Origin of the sequence: Salinivibrio sp. IB872 (assembly GCF_001995345.1) — a bacterium.
GTDB classification, from domain to species: Bacteria; Pseudomonadota; Gammaproteobacteria; order Enterobacterales; family Vibrionaceae; genus Salinivibrio; species Salinivibrio proteolyticus.
Map to the genome: position 1 here is coordinate 1 of NZ_MUFO01000059.1, position 13,944 is coordinate 13,944.

Below are 13,944 nucleotides of genomic sequence, written 5' to 3' on the forward strand. Positions count from 1 at the left end.
CTGATGCTGCCTGTTGAAGTCCGCATTATGCCCACGTTTCAGGTGATTGCTGACCTCAATATGCTCAACTCAATGCCGGGATTAACCATTCCGTTAATTGCCAGTGCCACCGCCACTTTCTTATTCCGTCAGTTTTTTATGACGGTCCCCGGAGAAATGCTAGAAGCGGCACGCATTGATGGAGCAGGCCCCTTTAAGTTTTTCAAAGACATTTTATTGCCGCTTTCTCGAACAAATATCGCGGCTTTGTTTGTAATTACCTTTATCTATGGATGGAACCAATACCTTTGGCCCATTTTGATCACCACCGACGATCAGTACTACACCATTGTGATGAGTATTCAACGTATGCTCTCGGTTGGTGATGGTGAAGTGGAATGGAACCGCGTAATGGCGACCACATTGATGGCCATGCTTCCCCCGGTTTTAGTCGTGTTGGGGATGCAAAAGTTGTTTGTAAAAGGTTTGGTGGAGACGGAGAAGTAAATGGCGACGGTAACCCTTAATCATATTGAGAAAACGTACCCAAACGGGTTTAAAGCAATTCATGGCATTGATTTAGCCATAGACGATGGCGAAATGATCGTACTCGTCGGTCCCAGTGGGTGCGGTAAATCGACCTTGCTACGTATGATTGCCGGTCTGGAAGGGATCTCTAAAGGCGATCTAATTATCGACCAGAAAAAGGTCAACGACTTGGAGCCCGGCGAACGTGATATCGCGATGGTGTTTCAAAACTACGCGCTCTACCCGCACATGAGTGTGTTCGATAATATGGCCTATGGCTTGCGTAACCGCGGAACGCCAAAGGAAAAAATCCAGCAATTGGTCCAAGAAGTTGCGACCATGCTTGAACTCGACCACTTACTAGACAGACGCCCAAATCAACTCTCTGGCGGCCAACGCCAACGTGTTGCCATGGGCCGCGCTATTGTGCGTCGACCAAAAGTCTTCTTGTTCGATGAGCCGCTGTCAAACCTGGATGCAAAACTGCGGGTACAAATGCGGCTCGAGATAAAAAGCCTACAACGCAAACTGAATACCACGGCGGTGTACGTCACCCATGATCAGGTCGAAGCCATGACGTTAGCGGACCGCTTGGTGGTCCTTAATGGTGGCAACGTCGAGCAAATTGGCACACCACTCGAGGTTTATGACGCACCGGCAAGCTTGTTTGTCGCGACCTTTATTGGCTCACCCGCCATGAACATTGTTACCGGAAGCCTCGAGCACGGTCAGCTCAACATCGGTGCACACACACTGGCAACCTGTGATGTGGTAGGTCATCAATCCGTCTCTGTTGGGTTACGACCAGAGCATTTGAAAGTGGTTGACACGAGTAAAGCATTGTTCACCATGACGGTAACCCTTACCGAGTCACTCGGTGCAGATTTACTGGTTTATGGACACATACGTGACACCAACAGCTTGCTGACGCTCCGCCTTGAAGGCCATACCAAAGTGAAAGAAGGCGATCAGTTGCCGCTGACGATAGCTGCTCACAACCTGCATGTATTCGACGGTGAGCATGGCAAGCGACTGGATGTCACCTTACAACAAACAGAACGTCAGATTGAGACGGTATCCTAACATCGGAGTATCCCCATGACCGCCCCTTTGCCGATTGCTCAATTGTCACAGTCTGCTGCAGACTGGCGTGATCTGCGTTGGTTGCTAACAGACGTGGACGACACGCTCACTTGGCAGGGGGCGCTGCCTTGGCAAACGTTACAGGCACTTAGCCAACTTCGCGATGCGGGAATACGCGTGGTACCGGTAACGGGCGCGTGTGCAGGTTGGTGTGATCATATTGCAAATGCATGGCCTGTTGACGCCGTGATTGGAGAAAATGGTGCATTCGTGATGCAGCGTCAAAACGGAACCTTAAACACCACCATCAATCACACTGCCCAGCAAGCACAAGCGGCATTACTCGCTTTCGTACAAACGCTTTTATCTCGGTATCCGGCACGGCGCATTGCCAGCGATCAAGCCTACCGTGTCGCAGAAGTGGCGATTGATATCGGTCAGCACACTCCGGCTGCGCCAAAGGATGAAATCCGAGCCCTTCTTGATGCGCTCCACGCCTATGGTGCCAATGCGACAGCAAGCTCCATTCATATCAATGCCTGGGTGGGCGATCACAGTAAGAAGGTATCGAGTTTTCGCTATTTAGCCGAGCAAGGTTTATCCGGTAAACAATACAGTGAACAAGTTGCTTTTATTGGCGACTCGCTAAATGACAGCCAAATGTTCGCTTCGTTTCCCTTGAGCGTCGGCGTCGCGAATATCGCGCACCATTTACCCTCACTGCCCCATCCCCCACAGTGGATCACCACCCAACCGGGCGGTTTTGGCTTCGCGGAATTTGCGCACCAACTTCTCACTCTCAAGCGTCAATAACCGGCTAACCGAAGGCGCGCTATGTCGGAATAATAGGACGCAATTTAATATCGTTCGGACGAAAAATCGCCACTAAATCTGCGACCTGCCTCATACCTAGCTAGACAGATGGCTTTTTATATCAATGTTTTATTTAACTTTAACAAAGGCTCGTTCTACAATGTCGCCCGTTAACGTTTAAACTAACGCCCAAAACCTCACGTATCGCTCGCGGTTATGTCGCCCTGTCACCACCAACTGTGGCAGTGAAATGCATAGAGCGATGATAATAACGATAAGGATAATGTTATGAAACGCTATGCCCTAGCGCTGTTAGCAGCGGTAATGCCAGCGATGTCACAGGCGGCTCCCGTCGATAATGCGGATTGTTATACCGCCAAATACCACGATTACGTTGACGCCTCGATCAACTGGTACCAAGATTTAGTCTCCTTGACCGTCAGTAAAGACGAGTCGTTAAAAGACGTTGCCGATTGGTTCTTACGTGGCCGAGAAAACCATTTTAAGCTCAACGCACAAGCCTTTGACTATTATCTCAGCAACGATACCGCCAAGCTAAGCCTCGATGCCCCAGTTGAATCTTGGCTACAACTCACGCAAGAAGACGTCAAAGCCCTTTCACAATCGTCATTGCCACCAGCTAAGCTCGCCAAAGAAGTCTTTGAGTTTCGCCAAGGCGAAGCCATGGAAGGGAACTATGCGCTGCGCAGTGCACTTGCTGACTTGCTCAGCCATCCCAAAGAAATTGATACCGCGCTTAATCAGTACAACAACCAAATGGCCGCGATTAATCAGCGCCAGTGTAAATAGTCTGTACGCTTAAACGCCACCTAGTTTTATATGGTTGCAGGTAGAGCCGGTTCACCCCGGCTCTTWGTCCATCTACCGGTGAACAAAGCACGACGTCATTTCGCTTTCACTCCCCTACGCATTAGGGATAACACCTTGCTGACTGATAAAAAAAGCCTGATGCTAGCCGGTTTTTTTGCTATGTTGTGGCAATTTCTCAGCAAGTGCTCTCGTGACCATCAGTGACCCTGTCACTTAATGATGACCAATCTTGAACTGCGAAGCAGATACAAAAGAAGAATTCCATGGCAACACAAAACAAAGCTGCGGACGCCACACCGGAAACGCTGCACCGGATTTTTACTGTTCCAGAAGCGCCCGATTCAACACTGAGCAAAATCGAGCAAGAGATCTCGCAAAACCTCAATCGATTTTTGCAAAACCATATTGCCGCCAGCGATCGCTCTTTGGCAGATATTGAAAGTGACTTTAGTGATCCGACGATCCCTGAAGATCCTGCGTTTGTGTCCGACCATACCCAGTTTTTGCTCGATAAATTGGTCGCACAGTCTGTACATACTTCCTCGCCGCGATTTATCGGTCACATGACATCGGCGCTGCCGTACTTTTTGATGCCGTTATCTAAAATTATGATCGGGCTAAATCAAAATACGGTGAAAATCGAAACATCGAAGGCCTTTACGCCATTGGAGCGTCAAGTCTTGGGCATGTTGCATAACTTGATTTACGGCCAAGACGATGCCTTCTACCAAAGCTGGATGCACAGTGCTAACCACTCTTTAGGGGCATTTTGTTCGGGAGGCACCATTGCCAATATGACCGCCCTTTGGGTCGCCCGTAACAATGTATTGAAACCAGACGGTGATTTTCCCGGCATTCATAAAGCGGGACTATTCAGTGCCATGCGCCACTATGGCTACCAAGATCTGGCCATATTGGTGTCTGAGCGCGGTCATTATTCACTCGGCAAAGCCGCCGATGTATTAGGCATCGGTCGAGACCAGCTGATTTCTATTCCTGCTGATGACAATAACCGCATTTGCATTGATGCACTGGAAGAGAAAATTGTTGAGCTTAACCAAGCCAATATCAAGCCAATTGCGATTGTCGGTGTCGCAGGGACCACAGAAACAGGCAACATTGATCCGCTTAATGCTCTCGCAGACATTGCCGAGCGTGAAGGGATCCACTTCCACGTCGATGCGGCTTGGGGTGGTGCGACCTTGATGTCGAATAATCAGCGACATAAGCTGGCGGGCATTGAACGGGCCGACTCTGTCACCATTGATGCGCATAAGCAACTCTATGCGCCTATGGGTGCCGGTATGGTGCTGTTTAAAGACCCGTCTCTCGTCGCATCGATTGAGCATCACGCTGAATACATTTTGCGTAAGGGTTCAAAAGATTTGGGCAGCCACACGCTTGAGGGCTCACGGAGTGGAATGGCGATGCTAGTGTTCGCGTGTATGAACATTATCTCGCGACGCGGTTATGAATTGTTGATCGATCAGAGTATCGATAAAGCCTCTCATTTTGCACGCATGATTGACGCTCACTCTGACTATGAGCTGATTTCTGAGCCCGAGTTATGCCTACTCACCTATCGCTTTGTGCCTCAACGTGTTCAAGCGGCGCTTGCAATTGCCAGTGATGAACAGGTCGATTTGATGCACGATCTGCTCAACGATTTGACCCAATTTATTCAAAAACGTCAGCGAGAGTGCGGCAACACCTTTGTGTCACGGACGCGTCTCACCCCCGAGCAGTGGCAACGTCGCACCACCACGGTTTTCCGCGTGGTATTGGCCAACCCACTTACGACCCATGACATTCTCCATGAGGTGTTAGAAGAGCAAGCCCGCATTGCACAGCAGAGCGAATTTGCCTATCCGCGCCTGATGACACTGGCCGAAAGCATTCTCAAAGCGTGTTAACCCATTGCAATGATGCAGGGTAAGAGACAAAAGGCAGTCATCGACTGCCTTTTGTTATTTGAGCGGTCCCGTTTTCGGGGGATCGGTCGATTGTAAACAGTGTGTTTGGCCCAAGGCCAACTCCCGCTCATGTTCAATTTGCAGTCTCGCTTGCCGCCATTGCATCAGCACTTGCGATTCGTTCATGGCCTTGCCGGGCTCAGAGAACAAAAAGCGCTGCAGGGTGTGGTTGAACTCATGCGTGTTTTCCTGTTCATCATAGGTCACCCCCATTAGCTCAAATGCACGCGCTTTCTCTCTGTCTGTGCCGACCACGGTATACCGCTGCGCGATATCTAATGTGTTGTCGTATCGACAATGGACCAGCGCTTGTTGCGCACCACGCAATTCTTCATTAAGGCCAATGGTGCTGTAATTACGCCATAAGTCAGAAAACTGCGGTACCGCGCAGCCGGTTACGGCCAGCGATACACTTAAAATAACCACCTTTTTAATCATGACCTGTCCCTGATTGACCCTGACTTCACTGATGACCTAAAACAATGCAATTTAAATGCCGACTAAGACTGGCGCGTTCCGATAACCACCTCACCCGATTGCTCAAACATGGCCACCTCTTTACGGCGGCGGCCAAGCAAGATGGGTTTATCATCATAGAATAGAAAGTTCTTCCAATATTTTTTAAAGATTCCCCAGCGAGACTCCACAACATTGTGTTTGTCATAGCAAAAATAGATCACAATGTTGTCCTCCCAGGGGAAATTAGCCAAGAACTCATCAGGAAGATCCTCATCATTATCCCATGCGCTCTGCCATACCAAGCGGTTTTTCCAAACGCTTTGATGAGTTGGCCAATCTTGTTTGCCAAAATGATCGGGCGTGGGACTGTCTTTGCTGACAAATTCTTGCCATAGCTGTCCAGCACGGGCCTCCGTCATGGGTTTAATATCGGCGAGATCGCTCTCCGCAATCGGTAATGATTGATGGGTGAAGATCCACTTGCGCTTATAGTCGGATAAAGGGATATAGTTCATGGTGTTGTTCGTTATCACATTGGCGTAAGACGCCACTTTACCATATCCACAGATCGGTTGTTACTGAGGCGCGCGCATACAAAAACGGCAATGCGTGAGGCATTGCCGTGAGTGACTAAATGGCCGTGGTAAATATTAACTGTTTACCGCAATCTCGTCGGTCGATTTAATGTCTTCGTCGCTACCCACTTTGCGGTGGCCTTGATCAAGGTGAACCATTCCCACCAAATCATCATTGCCTACTTGGAACGCTTGACCAAACCCTTTTACGTACAAGCCATTTTCTGGCACCAAGCGGAATAAACGGAAGTCTTCCAACCCACTTAAGTTACCAATAATGTCACCAAAGCGTGCTTTCAATGCCTCAATACCAGCATGCCACGCCTCAGTATTGCGGGTTACCATCTCGGCTTGAGCGTCAAAGCTGAGTCGTTGACGGGCAAAAATCTGCTTCGCACTGCCCTCATCTTCGATCATCATCAAAGACAGGTTGGGATTTTCTTGCAGGTTACGTGCATGGCGAGCAATTTCACTGATCAAGATATAAAAGCCATCTTCACGCTGAGCAAAAGGGGCATAACTGACGTTGGGTTTGCCTTGCGCGTCGAGTGTTGCAAGCTGCAGGGTACGGCAGTTTGCACGAAATTCTTTAATTTCAGGGCCAAGACGATTTTGTAGACGTTCTTGTTTAGTAGCTTGATCCATGATTATTGCTCCGATTCTGTCAATTGAGAGGTTGCCAACTGCGTTTTTAGTTGATTGAAGGCTTCAATCTGATGTTCAAGAAGCTGACGCTTTTCGTCACGCCCCAAGTAAATTTTAAAAATTGAGTCACCTTGTTCGGTGAAAAAGCCGATGTAGTGGGTGACTTTGCCGCGAAARGGCTTACTGACAAATGCAATACCCTCCATGCGCTCTAGTTTTAGGTGGCCATGCATTTCGCCCGGCTTTCCCATCAAGTTGTAGTAGCCATAAGCGATCTTGCCTTTAGGAAAAGGGGCCTTCACTTCAAATATCGAGCCGCCAGAATGCACGATCGCGGTCACCGGACCGCCCCACTCGGCCACCTGACTTAACACCGTTTCGGCGTGTTGCCCATCCACCCAAGTTTGATATTCGGATGGCATCGCGCGTACCACCTCACCTTCACTGACACCCAGCGTATTCGCCATATCGGCGGGCAGCATGGAGGCGTTCTCGGTGAGTAAGGCATTGACTTGCTCGGTCAATGTAGTTGTCATGGTTTACTCCCAGCCTATTGTTATCGTTTTCTGTTGGGCAGGGACAACCCTGCCCATGTTTAGTGATTGATTAAAATTGATAGCGAACGTTGAGTTTAATATCCCGACCCGGTGATGCGACTTCAGACCACGCCGTGGTGTAATACTCATCAGTGAGGTTTTCGATCGCGAGATCAAATTTCACACCATCCCAAGCACCGTTAGGGCTATAGCTTGCATACAGGTCCCACAAGGTATAACCGTCATAGGTCTTCTGATCGGGGTTCTCGTCTTGATCCGCGTAATAAGACACTCGCGCACCCAAGTTCACCGGTAACGTCGCTAAACGATAATCCGTTTCCGCGACCAGTTTATGTGCGGGAATTTGCTCCAAGTAACGGCCATCCGCTTTATCCTTGCCTTCCATTTGGCTATAGCTCAAATCGTTTTTAAACTGACCATATTCATGATGGAAACTCAGCTCTACCCCCTCCAATTTGGCATTGCTTACATTCTGGCGGGTGGTGGTCGCTCCCATAAAATCCACGTTCATTTCGATAAAATCTTCGACATCATTGCGGAAAACACGCGCATCGATATAGCCACTATCCAGATAAGCCATCGGAGCAAACTGATAGGTCAGCGCTAATTCTTTGTTTGCACTCTGTTCAGGCTTAAGGTTTGGATTAGGGACAAAACGGTTAATCAGTTTTGAAGGTCCCCTCGGCACCACAAAATGGGTTCCACTGGCATACATTTCCTCTAAACTTGGCGCGCGAAAAGCTTCCTGATAGCTTGCCGTCAACGCCAACTGTTCGGTCACATTCCACGTCAGTGCAGTCGATGGTGACCATTGGCTGTCACTGGCATCCTCAATGGTTGATGTTGCTCGCGTGTCTTCATTTTTGTAATCGTCGAATCGCAGACCGGCAGTCCATTGCCAAGCTTCTGCAAGCGGAATTTCTAGCTGGCCAAACACGCCAATGCTTCGCGCTTTCGCATCTTGTCCCTCAGGGCGCTCTCCCGGCGCACTTTTATCGTCACGCTGAGTTTGGTAGTGATCGAGATAACCATCAAATCCTGCGATAAATTCAATATCGTTGAAATGAGCACGATTGGTGAGTGACAATCCTAAGGTTTGCATTTGGTTGTCATCATGCTCATCGGTTACTAAACGATATTCTTTCATTTGCGTATCGTTCCAATACACTCGAGATGAGAGGTCAATCCAATCACTCATTGGTGTGTATTGATAGGCTACAGCAAGACTTTGGTCTTGAGTTTGGCGATACACCAATGGATAGTTGCTTGAGGGATCTTGAACCGAGGGATTCGACGGTGACATGGCATCACGGTCGCCTTGGCGCGCCGAGAAAGTCCACTGGTGCACGAGAGAAGGGGTATAGGTGACCTTAGCAAGCCCTCCTTTCTCACGACTCGCGGAGTAGGATAACGTTTTACCATTGCCCAGTTGATTGTCATCAGCGTCGTGATAATAGCTCTGCACTAGCCAATCAATCGTATCCGTACGCCCAAATACAGCGCCACTCGTACGCGACGCATTGTCGTTACTGTGGAAACCCTGCTTTAGGTAGCCACCAATGTCTTGGTCAGCATCTAAAAAGTCATAGGCAGACTTGGTGCTTTGCGCCACCACACCACCAATCGCCCCCGATCCCCACACGGTACTCGCAGGGCCACGAACAACATCAACAGTCTTGAGTAACTCTGGATCGATAAACAAGCTTGAGCGATGTCCCAGAGAGAAATTCTGGCGTACACCATCAATCAGTTGAATCACGCGCCCGTTATCACTACTGAGCCCACGAATCACAATCGCTTGTGATTCATCACGCCCACCACCGGCAATAGATACATTGGGTAAATGGCTAATTAGATCCGCTACGCTGGTCCCCTGCCGTTTTTCAATTTCTTCGAGTGATACCGTGCTGACCGCAGCGGCACCGTTCGCTTTTTGTGCGTCAATGCGGCTTGCATACACCGCGATAACGTCTGATGACGAATCCGCCGTGTTTTGCGTCTCCGCCAACGCTGAAGGAATAAATGCCAATGTGCCAAGGGCAGCACCGATAGCAAGCTTGATCGTAGAAGGAGTCAATACTTCCGAGACGTCCGTTTTTACCAGCATGGGTCTTCCTATTGAGCCAATCAAAAATGAGAATCATGAACTATTTGGCAGGATTGTATTGATCATTAACGGCAATGTAAACGATAATTGCTCGTAATTAGGTTTGTAACTCATAATTACATTTCCGTTCACTAACAGTGTGTAATGGACTGACGTCGAGCATTGCACTCACATTGACTGGTTTAATAAATAAAGGAATTCATCATGGCAACTGCCGCGGTTAGACTGCTTGCCCTCGCCTCAGCACTACTCTCACTCTCTGTCACAGCATCACCACGCATTGTCAGCGCGGGGGCCGGTGTAACAGACTTACTGGTTGAATTAGGTGCGACAGAACAGATAGTTGGCATTGATGTCACCAGCCACCTACCGAACAAAGACGTGCCGAATGTCGGCTATCATCGCCAGCTCGCCGTCGAAGGTGTGCTGTCTTTAGCACCGACTCTAGTCGTAGGCTCAGATGAAATGGGTCCCACCCCGGTTTTGGAGAAAATCGAAGCGTCAGGGGTAACCGTGGCTCGACTGTCTAGTGAGCCCAGCGTCGAGACACTCAAAACACGGATTAAAAAAGTCGCGAGTCTCACCCACACAGAGTCCAAAGCCGCAGAGTTACTGACCGACATAGACACCAAGATTGCGACATTAAAAGCGCATGCCCCCAAAACCGCACTCAAAGGCGTGTTTCTTCTGGTTCACCAAGGACGTCCTGCCAGTGTCGCGGGTGCCAATACCTCACCGGATACCTTGTTGTCGCTGATGGGTGCGACTAACCCTGCTGCGGCGGCGCTCAGTAGCTATAAACCACTGTCGCCAGAAGCGTTACTGGGCTTTGATCTGGACTTTATCTTGGTCATGCAACGTTCTCTCGACCAGCTAGGCGGTATTGAAGGACTCGCTGATGCCGTGCCTTTACTTAATGMCACGCGCGCATTCCAACAGCAGCGTATTATTCCAATTGACGGCAGTGTGTTAGTGGGAGGGCTTAGCCTGAAATCACTGGATGAAGCCATTCGTATTCAGCGCACCGTCGTTGGAGAGAACGACTAATGCAAGCGTCTTTTCGATCCTCACAGTCGCATGTTTTTCCAGCGCTCATCATCGCACTTGTCGTCGTAGGGATAACGTCTATCGCGGTGGGACAATGGCAACTTGGCTGGCTGACCAGTTTACAGAGCTTAACCCCTTGGCATGACAATGTTGAGCCGCATGTACTCGCCATCGTTCAACAAGTTCGATTACCTCGAACCTTGCTGTGTATTTTTATCGGTGCATTGCTCGCCGTTTGCGGCACGTTGATGCAGGGGCTTTTCCGCAACCCTCTCGCTGACCCGGGTATTATCGGTGTCTCTGGCGGCGCATCATTAGGAGGCGCACTGGGCTTGCTATTGCTCTCTTGGGGCAGTATCGAGGCCAGCTTTGTGTTTTCGGTGCCTGCCTTTGCGTTTATCGGTGCACTACTGGCAACCCTATTTGTATACAGAATTGGCACAACGGCCATGGGCAGTTCGGTGACCATCATGTTGCTAGCGGGCATTGCGATCAGTGCTTTGTCCGGCGCTGCATTAGGCTTGATTAACTATGTGGCGGATAATCAAACGTTACGAGACATCGCCCTTTGGTCGATGGGGTCACTGACCGGTGCAACTTGGGGACAAATTGTTCTCACTGGCATCGCTGCATGCTTACTCACGGTATTTGCCTACCAGCGCGCACGCCACTTAAATGCCCTTTTGCTCGGTGAAAACGAAGCGGCGTATTTGGGCATTGATGTACACCATTTAAAACGCCTACTCATTGTTGTAACCGCGGCGGGAATGGGCATTGCGGTAAGTGCTGCCGGTCTTATCGGCTTTGTGGGTCTAGTGATCCCACACATTGGGCGTTTAATTGCCGGCCCGGATCACCGCACACTGGTGCCCTTATCAGCCATTCTTGGTGCCCTGTTACTGACCTTGGCCGATATTGTTGCCCGTGTCATTGTCGCCCCCGCCGAATTACCTGTTGGCATTATTACCGCCCTAATGGGGGCTCCTTTCTTTCTATGGCTTCTTATTCAACAACGAAAAGCAGTGGTTCACGAATGACAGATTCTGCGCTTCAAATCTCCAAGCTCAGCTATGCGCTTAACGGCCGTCAACTACTAAGCGAGATTGATCTCGCCTTTACTGCCGGCCAGTTACACGTTTTACTCGGGCCGAATGGTGCGGGGAAAAGTACACTGTTAAAGCAATTGATTAGCGACAAACATCAGCATGGCAGTGTGCAGTTTTGGCAACAGCCAAAAAGCCAGTGGCAAGGCGAAGAATTTGCCCGACGAGTTGCCTTCCTTCCCCAACATAGCGGGCTCACGTTTGCATTCTCCGCGCAAGAAGTGGTCGAGATGGGAGCGACACCACTAAAGGCAAACCGAGAACAGATCGCGGCCCTTGCTAACGAGCAACTAACGGCATGGGATATTAGCCATCTTGCTCATCGACCGTATCCGATTTTGTCTGGCGGTGAAAAACAACGCGTACACATGGCGCGCGTATCATTACAGCTGGCACAAACCGCACCAGATCAAGCGATACTGATGCTGGATGAACCCACTTCGGCCTTAGATATTACCCATCAACATTACACCCTAAAGCGCTGTCGAGCACTCGCTGACCAAGGAATGACAGTGCTATTGGTGTTGCACGATCTGAATTTGGCGGCGCAATACGCCGATCAACTGCATTTTCTGAAAGCAGGTCGAATCGTCCTATCCGGCGATCCGTGGCAGTGTTTTAGTAGTGATAGAGTGGCAGACATCTACCAATACCCGCTGACCGTACTGACTCATCCGGAGCATAACTGCCCACTGATCGTGTCTTAATTGATAAATACATCATAGCTGGCTCACAAAACCGTCTGTTGGTCCATTTTCGCTGATCAGACCAATTGCGAGTGTGCGCCAACCTAAGTAAACTGAGAGCGCAACCGATTAGCTATGAGAATGAATGAAATCGGATTCGTTACCTTCGCAACCGTCTGATGTGCCGGGATTGTGAAAGACATCGCCGCTGACGAACAGCGGCGTTTTTCTGTAAGGTCGCGAGTAACGATCCCTACGCATTACTACAAAGAAGAATCAAGATGGCAACGATTAAAGATGTCGCGCGTCTCGCCGGTGTATCGACCACGACGGTGTCACACGTGATAAACAAAACCCGCTTTGTCGCCGAGAAGACGACTGAGAAAGTATGGCAAGCGGTTGAAGAGTTAAACTACGCCCCAAGTGCTGTGGCGCGAAGCTTGAAATGCAACACAACACGTACACTGGGTATGCTGGTGACCAAATCCACCAACCCCTTTTTCGCCGAGCTTGTTCACGGTGTGGAAGACTATTGCTACAAGCAAGGCTACACACTGATTCTCTGCAATACCGAGGGTAACCTCGAAAAGCAACGCGACTACCTGCGTATGTTGTCAGAAAAGCGCGTCGACGGACTCATTGTAGTGTGCTCTGATCTCAACGAAGATTTGATGCTGTTATTAGAAAAAAAACGCGATCTGCCTATGGTCGTGATGGATTGGGGCAGTCACCATATCGATACAGACCGCATAGAAGATAACGCTGAATTAGGCGGTTACCTTGCCACCAAACACTTTATTGATAATGGACATACTAAAATTGGCTGTATTTCTGGCCAAATGGATAAAAATACCTGTAAGCATCGCTTAAACGGTTATTTCCGTGCGTTAAAAGAAGCCAATATTCCAGTGAATGAAAATTGGCTGATTGAGGCAGATTTCGAAGCCGATCAAGCGCAAATTGCCGCGAAGCAATTGGCGACGATGTCAGACCGCCCGACCGCTGTCTTTTGTTTTAATGACATTATGGCATTAGCGGCCATTAGTACATTTAACGAGCACGGCTTGAAAGTGCCAGATGATATATCGGTGATTGGTTACGATAATATTGATCTCACCGAGTATTTCTCGCCACCATTGACAACTATTCACCAGCCCAAACGCCGTCTAGGCAAAACGGCCGTCAAGCTCTTGCTCGCGCGAATTGCCAACAACGAGACTCAACAGCAAGTGTTCGAAWTGCAACCTGCACTAGTGAGTCGGCAGTCAGTTAAAACACTATCTTAATGTTTTAATGAAACTTTTATGAAGAGCACCGTCAATGTCTTGGCGGTGCTCTTTTACGCGACTACTCTTCCGGTAGTGCTTTTACTCTAGTTCATCAATTACACCCACCCTGAACCAAGATCACATTTTGTTCGATGGGAGAGGACGACATCGGTGTCTAATTATTATATGCTTAATAGCGTTTGAACAAGGCAAACCATGGCGCAAGCATGGGACTCAAAGCCTCCGGCCTAACGGTAATTTGACATGATGTCAAAATATCAACGGTAGCG

General features: G+C 49.2%; 14 protein-coding genes and 1 riboswitch. Of the genes, 9 read left to right on the forward strand and 5 right to left on the reverse strand.

Annotation, left to right across the window (positions count from 1 at the left end):
- The 5 genes from BZJ18_RS15730 to panP all read left to right on the forward strand — a co-directional run.
- On the forward strand, window positions 1-486 hold a 486-nt coding region (locus BZJ18_RS15730; protein ID WP_131825300.1), incomplete at its 5' end, for an ABC transporter permease subunit.
- Entirely contained in the window at window positions 487-1,590 is a 1,104-nt protein-coding gene (gene ugpC / locus BZJ18_RS15735; protein ID WP_077458154.1) for a sn-glycerol-3-phosphate ABC transporter ATP-binding protein UgpC, read from the forward strand.
- A 15-nt stretch (window positions 1,591-1,605) separates the two neighbouring features.
- Entirely contained in the window at window positions 1,606-2,403 is a 798-nt protein-coding gene (locus BZJ18_RS15740; RefSeq protein WP_077458156.1) for an HAD family hydrolase, read from the forward strand.
- Window positions 2,404-2,691: 288 nt separating this feature from the next.
- Window positions 2,692-3,213: a hypothetical protein gene (locus BZJ18_RS15745; RefSeq protein WP_077458158.1), complete on the forward strand. Its 522-nt coding sequence runs from the start codon at window positions 2,692-2,694 to the stop codon at window positions 3,211-3,213.
- A gap of 284 nt (window positions 3,214-3,497) precedes the next feature.
- Window positions 3,498-5,147 carry a pyridoxal-dependent aspartate 1-decarboxylase PanP gene (gene panP, locus BZJ18_RS15750; protein WP_077458160.1) on the forward strand — a complete coding sequence of 550 codons (1,650 nt, stop codon included), beginning with the start codon at window positions 3,498-3,500 and terminating at the stop codon, window positions 5,145-5,147.
- A gap of 54 nt (window positions 5,148-5,201) precedes the next feature.
- Here panP and BZJ18_RS15755 read toward each other — a convergent pair whose 3' ends face one another.
- From BZJ18_RS15755 to BZJ18_RS15775, 5 genes are all read right to left on the reverse strand, one after another.
- The gene (locus BZJ18_RS15755) at window positions 5,202-5,645 is read right to left on the reverse strand and encodes a hypothetical protein (protein ID WP_077458162.1); all 444 of its coding nucleotides are present in this window, start codon (window positions 5,643-5,645) and stop codon (window positions 5,202-5,204) included.
- Between the two features lie 62 nt (window positions 5,646-5,707).
- Window positions 5,708-6,181, reverse strand: a complete 474-nt coding sequence (locus BZJ18_RS15760; RefSeq protein ID WP_077458164.1) for a DUF2947 domain-containing protein — start codon at window positions 6,179-6,181, stop codon at window positions 5,708-5,710.
- Between the two features lie 135 nt (window positions 6,182-6,316).
- Window positions 6,317-6,886 carry a heme utilization protein HutZ gene (gene hutZ / locus BZJ18_RS15765; RefSeq protein ID WP_077458166.1) on the reverse strand — a complete coding sequence of 190 codons (570 nt, stop codon included), beginning with the start codon at window positions 6,884-6,886 and terminating at the stop codon, window positions 6,317-6,319.
- Between the two features lie 2 nt (window positions 6,887-6,888).
- On the reverse strand, window positions 6,889-7,422 hold the full coding sequence (gene hutX, locus BZJ18_RS15770; protein ID WP_077458168.1) for a heme utilization cystosolic carrier protein HutX: 534 nt from the start codon (window positions 7,420-7,422) through the stop codon (window positions 6,889-6,891).
- Between the two features lie 70 nt (window positions 7,423-7,492).
- Complete coding sequence (locus BZJ18_RS15775) at window positions 7,493-9,550, reverse strand: TonB-dependent hemoglobin/transferrin/lactoferrin family receptor (RefSeq protein ID WP_077458170.1); 2,058 nt, start codon at window positions 9,548-9,550, stop codon at window positions 7,493-7,495.
- A gap of 204 nt (window positions 9,551-9,754) precedes the next feature.
- Here BZJ18_RS15775 and BZJ18_RS15780 point away from each other — a divergent pair, with 204 nt between their 5' ends.
- The 4 genes from BZJ18_RS15780 to purR all read left to right on the forward strand — a co-directional run bounded on the left by BZJ18_RS15780 (window position 9,755) and on the right by purR (window position 13,672).
- Window positions 9,755-10,597, forward strand: a complete 843-nt coding sequence (locus tag BZJ18_RS15780; RefSeq protein WP_077458172.1) for a heme/hemin ABC transporter substrate-binding protein — start codon at window positions 9,755-9,757, stop codon at window positions 10,595-10,597.
- A complete protein-coding gene (locus tag BZJ18_RS15785) occupies window positions 10,597-11,634 on the forward strand; it encodes a FecCD family ABC transporter permease (RefSeq protein ID WP_077458174.1) in 1,038 nt (345 codons plus the stop codon). Before BZJ18_RS15780 ends, BZJ18_RS15785 begins: the two co-directional genes overlap by 1 nt.
- Window positions 11,631-12,407: a heme ABC transporter ATP-binding protein gene (locus tag BZJ18_RS15790; RefSeq protein ID WP_077458176.1), complete on the forward strand. Its 777-nt coding sequence runs from the start codon at window positions 11,631-11,633 to the stop codon at window positions 12,405-12,407. The genes BZJ18_RS15785 and BZJ18_RS15790 overlap by 4 nt, the downstream gene beginning before the upstream one ends.
- 260 nt (window positions 12,408-12,667) lie before the next feature.
- Window positions 12,668-13,672: an HTH-type transcriptional repressor PurR gene (gene purR / locus BZJ18_RS15795; RefSeq protein WP_077458178.1), complete on the forward strand. Its 1,005-nt coding sequence runs from the start codon at window positions 12,668-12,670 to the stop codon at window positions 13,670-13,672.
- Between the two features lie 180 nt (window positions 13,673-13,852).
- A riboswitch (cyclic di-GMP riboswitch) is annotated at window positions 13,853-13,944 on the forward strand. This riboswitch is flagged as partial in the annotation.

Bases quoted from the DNA above. Each gene is read 5' to 3' on its own strand.
- ugpC (WP_077458154.1), top strand. From the start codon at position 487: ATGGCGACGGTAACCCTTAATCATATTGAGAAAACGTACCCAAACGGG.
- BZJ18_RS15740 (WP_077458156.1), top strand. From the start codon at position 1,606: ATGACCGCCCCTTTGCCGATTGCTCAATTGTCACAGTCTGCTGCAGAC.
- BZJ18_RS15745 (WP_077458158.1), top strand. From the start codon at position 2,692: ATGAAACGCTATGCCCTAGCGCTGTTAGCAGCGGTAATGCCAGCGATG.
- panP (WP_077458160.1), top strand. From the start codon at position 3,498: ATGGCAACACAAAACAAAGCTGCGGACGCCACACCGGAAACGCTGCAC.
- BZJ18_RS15755 (WP_077458162.1), bottom strand. From the start codon at position 5,645: ATGATTAAAAAGGTGGTTATTTTAAGTGTATCGCTGGCCGTAACCGGC.
- BZJ18_RS15760 (WP_077458164.1), bottom strand. From the start codon at position 6,181: ATGAACTATATCCCTTTATCCGACTATAAGCGCAAGTGGATCTTCACC.
- hutZ (WP_077458166.1), bottom strand. From the start codon at position 6,886: ATGGATCAAGCTACTAAACAAGAACGTCTACAAAATCGTCTTGGCCCT.
- BZJ18_RS15775 (WP_077458170.1), bottom strand. From the start codon at position 9,550: ATGCTGGTAAAAACGGACGTCTCGGAAGTATTGACTCCTTCTACGATC.
- BZJ18_RS15785 (WP_077458174.1), top strand. From the start codon at position 10,597: ATGCAAGCGTCTTTTCGATCCTCACAGTCGCATGTTTTTCCAGCGCTC.
- BZJ18_RS15790 (WP_077458176.1), top strand. From the start codon at position 11,631: ATGACAGATTCTGCGCTTCAAATCTCCAAGCTCAGCTATGCGCTTAAC.